The sequence below is a fragment of the Paraburkholderia phymatum genome (genome assembly GCF_040965635.1).
In the GTDB taxonomy this organism is placed as follows: Bacteria; Pseudomonadota; Gammaproteobacteria; order Burkholderiales; family Burkholderiaceae; genus Paraburkholderia; species Paraburkholderia phymatum_B.
Map to the genome: position 1 here is coordinate 1 of NZ_JBFRCH010000165.1, position 255 is coordinate 255.

Annotated in this window: 1 pseudogene; it reads right to left on the bottom strand. The window is 62.7% G+C overall.

Annotated elements, in window-relative coordinates:
• A pseudogene (locus AB4Y32_RS40630) lies at positions 1 to 120 on the bottom strand (response regulator); the annotation flags it as partial.
• Between the last annotated feature and the right edge of the window lie 135 nt (positions 121 to 255).

The window sequence follows — 255 nt, forward strand, 5'->3', positions numbered from 1 at the left end:
GACCACTTCTGCCCCGTGCGCCGCTTCCGCCACGACGACGATATCGCTCGTGGTCGCGATGATCTGCCTGAGTCCGCCACGGACGATCGCATGATCGTCTGCAATGAGTATCCTGATCATGTTCGAGGTCCGCCATCGAGCGGAATGTGAATCGACACCGTGGTGCCCGCGCCCGGCGCGCTGCCGATCGAAAGCGATCCGCCGATCAGCCGCGCGCGCTCGTTCATGCCGAGCAGGCCATATCAATAATTGCGC